The sequence below is a fragment of the Mesonia phycicola genome, assembly GCF_900141885.1.
Lineage (GTDB): Bacteria > Bacteroidota > Bacteroidia > Flavobacteriales > Flavobacteriaceae > Mesonia > Mesonia phycicola.
The window spans coordinates 25,060-31,760 of record NZ_FQYY01000011.1 but is presented as its reverse complement, the minus strand read 5'-3'; the positions used below and the strand labels follow the sequence as shown (position 1 = coordinate 31,760).

Sequence of the window (6,701 nt, the reverse complement as noted above, 5' to 3'; positions counted from 1 at the left end):
AAGGAGTTAGAGTTTATTTAAAAGATAATTATTTAAACACTTCTGTAGAAATCACTAATCAAGCAAGTTCTGTATCATTTCAAGTAGATGATGCTATAGCAGAGAGTATAGCTAGTAACCGATTTGAGATTATGTTTGAAGAAGAAACACTTTCTTCTGGTAGCATAGATGCAACAAATATTGCCGTATACCCTAATCCGCTAACCGGAAATGAGCTAAGTATACAATTATCTTCAGCAATTACAGGAGAAGTAAGTATACAGTTATTTGATATTTTAGGTAAAAATGTCTTTACAGCAACTCAAGATGCTAATACCAGCACGATAACACTAGAGAATTTAAACTTAAATAGTGGAGTGTATTTACTAAAATTGAGCACTGAGAACGGACAATCTTATGTAAAAAAGATAGTGAAAAACTAACATTTTCACAATACAGAAATAAGTTGATATAAAAAGAGAGCTTGCATTTGCAAGCTCTCTTTTTTTAGAGATAATACTCAAACAACTATAATACCATGTCTTGATATTTTAAAATAGTAGTAAAGCCTCTATCTTTAAAATAATTTTGATCTTCACTATTTCCTGTAGCTAATATAAAATCTCCACCCCAACCACCAAGGCTTTTAATACTTCCGTTATAATCACTAAATAATCTTTCTTTAACAGTAGAAAGATTTAGTATTTCAGAAAGTAGTATTTCGTGTTTATTAATTAATAATTTGAAATCTTCAATAGTGCGAGCTTCTAAAATTTGTTGGGTGATAAAATTTACCTCTTTAATCCAGTTGAGTTTTTGAGATGTATTTTGTTCTCGATAATGTTGAATGGCTTCTCTACTATTTTGCTTTTGATTAAGATGTACAAAAAATAATTCTTCTTGGAAGTCAGGTGAAAAATTTACTTCTTCCACAAGTGGATTTTCGTTTTTTTGTAACTGAAATAATATAGGTTTAGAGTGTCTAGCGCAAGCAATGTCGTAACCACTTCCTTTAAACGTATTTTGTAATAAAGTATAGGCATTTACATTAGCCCATTGTGCTAAACTATTAATTAAAGTAGAAGAAGAGCCTAAGCCCCAATCTCTCGCAAATTCTAGTTCGGTAGTTATTTCAAACCCATTATTATAAAATAAACCTGGTTGAAGTTGTTTAAGCTGAAAAAGTATATTTTGTAATGCTTTACAAGTTATCTCGTTGGTAGCAGAGGTTTGTTTTATAGTTGGGTTAAAATGAAACTTTTCAATTTTATAAATCTGCTCAAACCAAAGTTTATCATTACAGTCAAAACTTTTCCAAGTAAGATATCCTTTTTCTGCAGGAGAAACACTTAAATTTTGTCCTTTTTTTGTAGGAACTGCAAGCGCATTTGCACCGTCTAAAACAAGATACTCTGCAGTTAATAACAATTTTCCGTGGCTGTAATAATTTTTACTCATTTCTCAACTCTTCAAGTTTTTCTACCACAGCACTATGAGTAACTACATTGGTTTTAAAATGATTTATAATAGTGTTTCTTTCTTCCTTATTAGCTTCAAATTGATTTAAAATATTCATCAAATGCATTTTCATATGTCCTTGTTGAATACCAGTAGTAACCAAACTTTTAATAGCAGCAAAATTTTGGGCCAATCCAGCCACCGCAACAACTTTCATTAACTCTTTTGCATTTGGTTTTTGTAGCATTTCTAAGGCTAGCTTTACTAAAGGGTGTAAACTTGTTAATCCGCCAACAGTACCTAAAGCTAAAGGTATTTCTAACCAAAATTTAAAAATTCCGTTTTCAGTAGTAGCATTAGTTAAACTACTGTACTTTCCGTCTTTTGCAGCGTAGGCGTGTATTCCTGCTTCAACAGCTCTAAAATCGTTACCAGTAGCTAATACAACAGCATCAATACCGTTCATAATCCCTTTATTGTGGGTAACAGCACGGTAAGGTTCTATTTTTGCTATTTTAACAGCTTCTACAAATTTATAGGCAAATTTTTTAGCATCTTCTTTATTAGGTAACAACTCTTCTATAGGGCAACTTACTTCTGCTCTTACCAAGCAATTAGGCACATAATTAGAAAGAATACTCATTATAACTTCTGGTTGCTCTTCTGTAGAAAAATGAATATAATTTTCAGCCTCTCTTGTAAATGTTTCTGCAATTTGCTCTAAGCAAGAATTAATAAAATTAGCGCCCATAGCATCAAGCGTTTCAAAAGTACAATGTAGCTGATAGTAATTTTCTAACTCATTGGTTTTGTTACGCAGCTCAATGGCAGATATACCACCGCCACGTTTTTCCATGTTTTTGGTAATAGCTTTGGTTTCTTCTGTAAGTTTTGGTTTTACTTCATTAAAAAAACGTACTAGTTTCTCTGCATTTGCAACAGAAGTAAAATGAACTTGCCCAACTTTTTCTGTAGAAATAACTTCTGCTTTAAAACCACCTTTATTACCCCAAAATTTAGCAGCATTACTAGCTGCAGCTACTACAGAGCTTTCTTCTATAGCCATGGGTATGGTGTAAATTTTATTATTAATTACAAAATTGGGTGCAATACCAAATGGTAAATAATAATTAGAAACGGTATTTTCTGTAAACTCATCATGAAGTTTTTGTAGCTTCATATCTTCGTTCCAGTATAATTGAAGTAATTCTTTTGTTTGTTGAGGATTGCTGAAATAGTTATTGGCTAACCAATCTATCTTTTCTTCTTTAGTAAATTTTGAAAATCCGCTAATCTGCATCATAAGAAAATAAAATTCAAATTGAATTCGCAAAGATACAACTCACAATCTTATTTAAGTTTATAGTTGATGGTTGAAAATGTTTACGGCTTACAATAAATTGAAAATACCTTAACATAACCTTAGTATTTAACACGTATATTGATTACTTTTTGATGAATTTTTAGTAAACTTGACCTTCAAAATTCGATTTTTCAATATTTATGAAATTCAACAAAATTTTTATCGCTGCTTTTCTTACTGCAGTATCAATTTTAAACGCTCAAAATAAACAAGTTACTTTAGAAGAAATATGGGGTGGTGAGTTTAGGCAAGAATACCTACAATCCTTACGTTCGTTAAATAATGGTAAAGAGTACGCTGTTAGAAATTACGACAGGGCTACCGGTGCTATGAATGTAGATGTTTATAGTTATGAAACGGGAGAAAAAACAAGAACCTTAATTAGTTCTGCCAATATTTCTAATTTAGATTTTTTTCAAGATTATACTTTAAGTGAAGATGAAAGCAAGGTGTTGCTATCTAACAATTTAAAATCTATTTATAGAAGATCTTCTGTTGGTGATTATTATGCTTATAGTTTTGAAACAAAAAAAATACAAAAAATTGCAGAACAACAAATACAAGAGCCTACTTTTTCTCCAGATGCAAGCAAAGTTGCTTACGTATATAAAAATAATATTTATGTAAAAGATTTAACTTCAGGAGAAACCAATCAAATTACTACAGACGGAAAAGAAAATTTTATCATTAATGGTGTTACAGATTGGGTTTACGAAGAAGAATTTGCATTTGTAAGAGCTTTTGATTGGAATAAAACAGGAAATAAAATTGCTTTTTTAAGGTTTGATGAAACAGAGGTGCCAGAATTCTCTATGGATATGTATGGTACTTACGGGAAGCAACTTTACCCAACACAATCTGTGTTTAAATATCCAAAAGCAGGAGAAAAAAACTCAAAAGTATCTCTACACTTATATGATTTACAAAGTGGAAATACCTCTAAAATTAATCTAGAGAAAGCTTATGAGTATATACCAAGGATAGAATGGACTAATGATGAAAATGTGCTAAGCGTTCAAGCAATGAATAGGCACCAAAATAATTTAGACTTAATTTTTGTAGATGTAGAAAAAAACAACCAAATGGTGGTTTTAAATGAAACAGACGAGGCCTATATAGATATTACTAATGATCTTACTTTTTTAAATGATAACAGTTTTATTTGGACTAGTGAAAAAGACGGATGGAATCATATTTATCACTACAACAAAAAAGGAAAATTACTAGACCAAGTAACTAAAGGAGATTGGGATGTTACCCATTACTATGGGTTTGATCCTAATACAGGAAGAATTTATTACCAAAGTACAGAAAACGGAAGCATTAATAGAGATGTCTTTTCTATTAGAGCAAATGGTAAAAATAAAGCACAGTTAACTCAAAAAAGAGGAACAAACTCTGCAGATTTTAGTGCAGACTTCACTTATTTTATAAATACATACTCTAGTGCAACTACGCCTAATGAGTATACGTTACGTTTGGCTAAAAACGGAAAAAATGTAAGAGAAATAAAAGACAATAAAGCATTATTAAATAAGCTGAAGCCTTATAACTTTTCTAAAAAAGAATTTTCTACACTTAGCGTTAATGGTAACGATCTAAATATGTGGATTATTAAACCAAAAGATTTTGATTCTACAAAAAAATACCCGCTTTTAATGTACCAATACTCTGGTCCGGGCTCTCAATCAGTATCTAATACGTTTAATGGCTCTAACGATTATTGGTATCAACTTTTAGCACAACAAGGTTATATTGTTGCTTGTGTAGATGGTAGAGGTACAGGCTATAAAGGAGCAAAATTTAAAAAAGTAACCCAAAATGAATTGGGAAAATACGAAGTAGAAGATCAAATTGAAGCTGCTAAAATCTTAGGAGCAAGAGATTATATTGATGCAGATAGAATAGGAATTTGGGGATGGAGTTTTGGTGGTTTTATGGCTTCTAACTGTATTTTTCAAGGGAACGATACTTTTAGTATGGCAATAGCAGTAGCACCAGTAACCAGCTGGAGATTTTATGATAGTATCTATACAGAAAGATATATGACAACTCCACAAGAAAATGCTTCTGGTTATGATGATAACTCCCCAATTAATCACGTACAAGGATTAAAAGGAGATTTTTTACTAGTTCACGGAGGAGGAGATGATAATGTGCATGTACAAAATACCATGCAGATGGTAGAGGCATTAATTCAAGCCAACAAGCAGTTTGATTGGGCAATTTACCCAGATAAAAATCACGGTATATATGGAGGTAATACAAGACTTCATTTATACACGAAGATGACTAATTTTATTAAAGAAAATTTATAAAGTAATTATTCAAATTATATGAATTCACAAGTTATTCCAGCGCATAAAAAAGAGCTATTTGGTCATCCAGTAGGTCTTTATATTTTATTTCTTACAGAAATGTGGGAGCGTTTTAGTTATTATGGTATGAGAGCTATTTTAACTCTTTACATGGTAGCAAGAACTACAGAAGCAAATCCAGGTTTAGGTTGGAGTAACGGGGAAGCATTAGCGCTTTACGGTTGGTACACTATGTTGGTTTATGTAATGTCAATTCCGGGAGGGATGATTGCAGATAAATTAATAGGTCAAAAAAAATCTGTTTTATACGGAGCAATTATTCTTTGTTTTGGTCACGGTGTATTAGCAATAGAACATGATTGGGCATTTTATACAGGTTTAGGTCTTATTATTTTAGGAGTAGGTCTTTTAAAACCAAACGTATCTACATTAGTTGGTGGTTTGTATAAAGAAGGAGATATAAGAAGAGATAAAGGGTTTAGTATTTTCTATATAGGAATAAATTTAGGTTCATTGTTAGCAACTACTTCTGTAGCTATTGTTGCTAAAGAATATGGTTGGCATTACGGTTTTGGTTTAGCAGGTATTGCTATGCTAATAGGTTTGATAGTTTACATTTGGGGGCAAAAATTTTTAACCCACGTTGGTAATCACGTAAAAGAAGAAAATGGAAATGAAGTATCTATTCCTCAACTTTATAAAGACATTTTTAATTCTCCAATGCAATTAGCTGTAACCGGAATTTTATTAGCAGCTTCTCTTTATGGTTGGTATGCGTTAGGCTGGGCTTATGGTTTATTATTTATATTTCTTTCTGCAATCACAGCATTAATGATGATGATTTACAAAGATCTAGAGTTGAAGGTGAATAAAGATAGATACCTAGTTTTATTACTTTCATTTTTAATAGTAATAGTTTTTTGGGGAGCCTTTGAGCAAGCTGGAGGTTTAATGAATATTTATACCCAAGAGAAAACAAATCGTGTATTGCTAGGTTATGAAATTCCTGCAGCAATGTTTCAAGGGTTAAATGCCGCATTTATTATCTTATTTGCAACAGCTATTGCAGGCTTTTGGGCAAAAAGAAAACTAAAAGGAAACGAAGCTTCTTCTTTATTTAAAATGGCAGTAGGAGTAATTATAATGGGACTTGGTTTTGTATTCATGGTATTTGCATCTATGGAGTTTGAGGCTGAAGGTAGCTCTGCTATGTACTGGTTAGTATTAGCATATTTATTTCATACCATTGGAGAGCTTTGTGCATCACCAGTAGCATTGTCTTTTATTACCAAATTAGCACCGTTAAGATACGCTTCTTTAATGATGGGAGTTTACTTTGCAGCTACAGGATTAGGGAATAAAGTGGCAGGTTTGTTAGGAGAAGGATCAGAAGAATTAGGAGAGAAAACTATTTTCTTAGGAATAACCATTTTTACAGTAATCTTCGGTTTATTGGTAATAGCTATTTTAAAACCTTTAAAACGCTTAACACACGGAGCAGAAGATAAAGAGCGTAAGCTAGATGAAGTAGAAGATAATGAACCTTTTGAACTAGAAGAGAATATTTAATTATTGATTTTATA

Annotated in this window: 5 protein-coding genes; 3 read left to right on the top strand and 2 right to left on the bottom strand. The window is 31.7% G+C overall.

Annotated elements, in window-relative coordinates; translation table 11 throughout:
- On the top strand, window positions 1–422 hold a 422-nt coding region (locus BUC03_RS14220), incomplete at its 5' end, for a T9SS type A sorting domain-containing protein (RefSeq protein ID WP_143159208.1).
- An 85-nt stretch (window positions 423–507) separates the two neighbouring features.
- Here BUC03_RS14220 and BUC03_RS14215 read toward each other — a convergent pair.
- Window positions 508–1,437, bottom strand: a complete 930-nt coding sequence (locus tag BUC03_RS14215; protein ID WP_073153564.1) for a GYDIA family GHMP kinase — start codon at window positions 1,435–1,437, stop codon at window positions 508–510.
- Window positions 1,430–2,740: a hydroxymethylglutaryl-CoA reductase, degradative gene (locus BUC03_RS14210; protein ID WP_073153561.1), complete on the bottom strand. Its 1,311-nt coding sequence runs from the start codon at window positions 2,738–2,740 to the stop codon at window positions 1,430–1,432. The genes BUC03_RS14215 and BUC03_RS14210 overlap by 8 nt, the downstream gene beginning before the upstream one ends.
- A gap of 200 nt (window positions 2,741–2,940) precedes the next feature.
- Here BUC03_RS14210 and BUC03_RS14205 point away from each other — a divergent pair, with 200 nt between their 5' ends.
- Entirely contained in the window at window positions 2,941–5,118 is a 2,178-nt protein-coding gene (locus tag BUC03_RS14205; protein ID WP_073153558.1) for a S9 family peptidase, read from the top strand.
- An 18-nt stretch (window positions 5,119–5,136) separates the two neighbouring features.
- A complete protein-coding gene (locus BUC03_RS14200) occupies window positions 5,137–6,687 on the top strand; it encodes a peptide MFS transporter (RefSeq protein ID WP_073153556.1) in 1,551 nt (516 codons plus the stop codon).
- The last annotated feature ends 14 nt before the right edge of the window (window positions 6,688–6,701 follow it).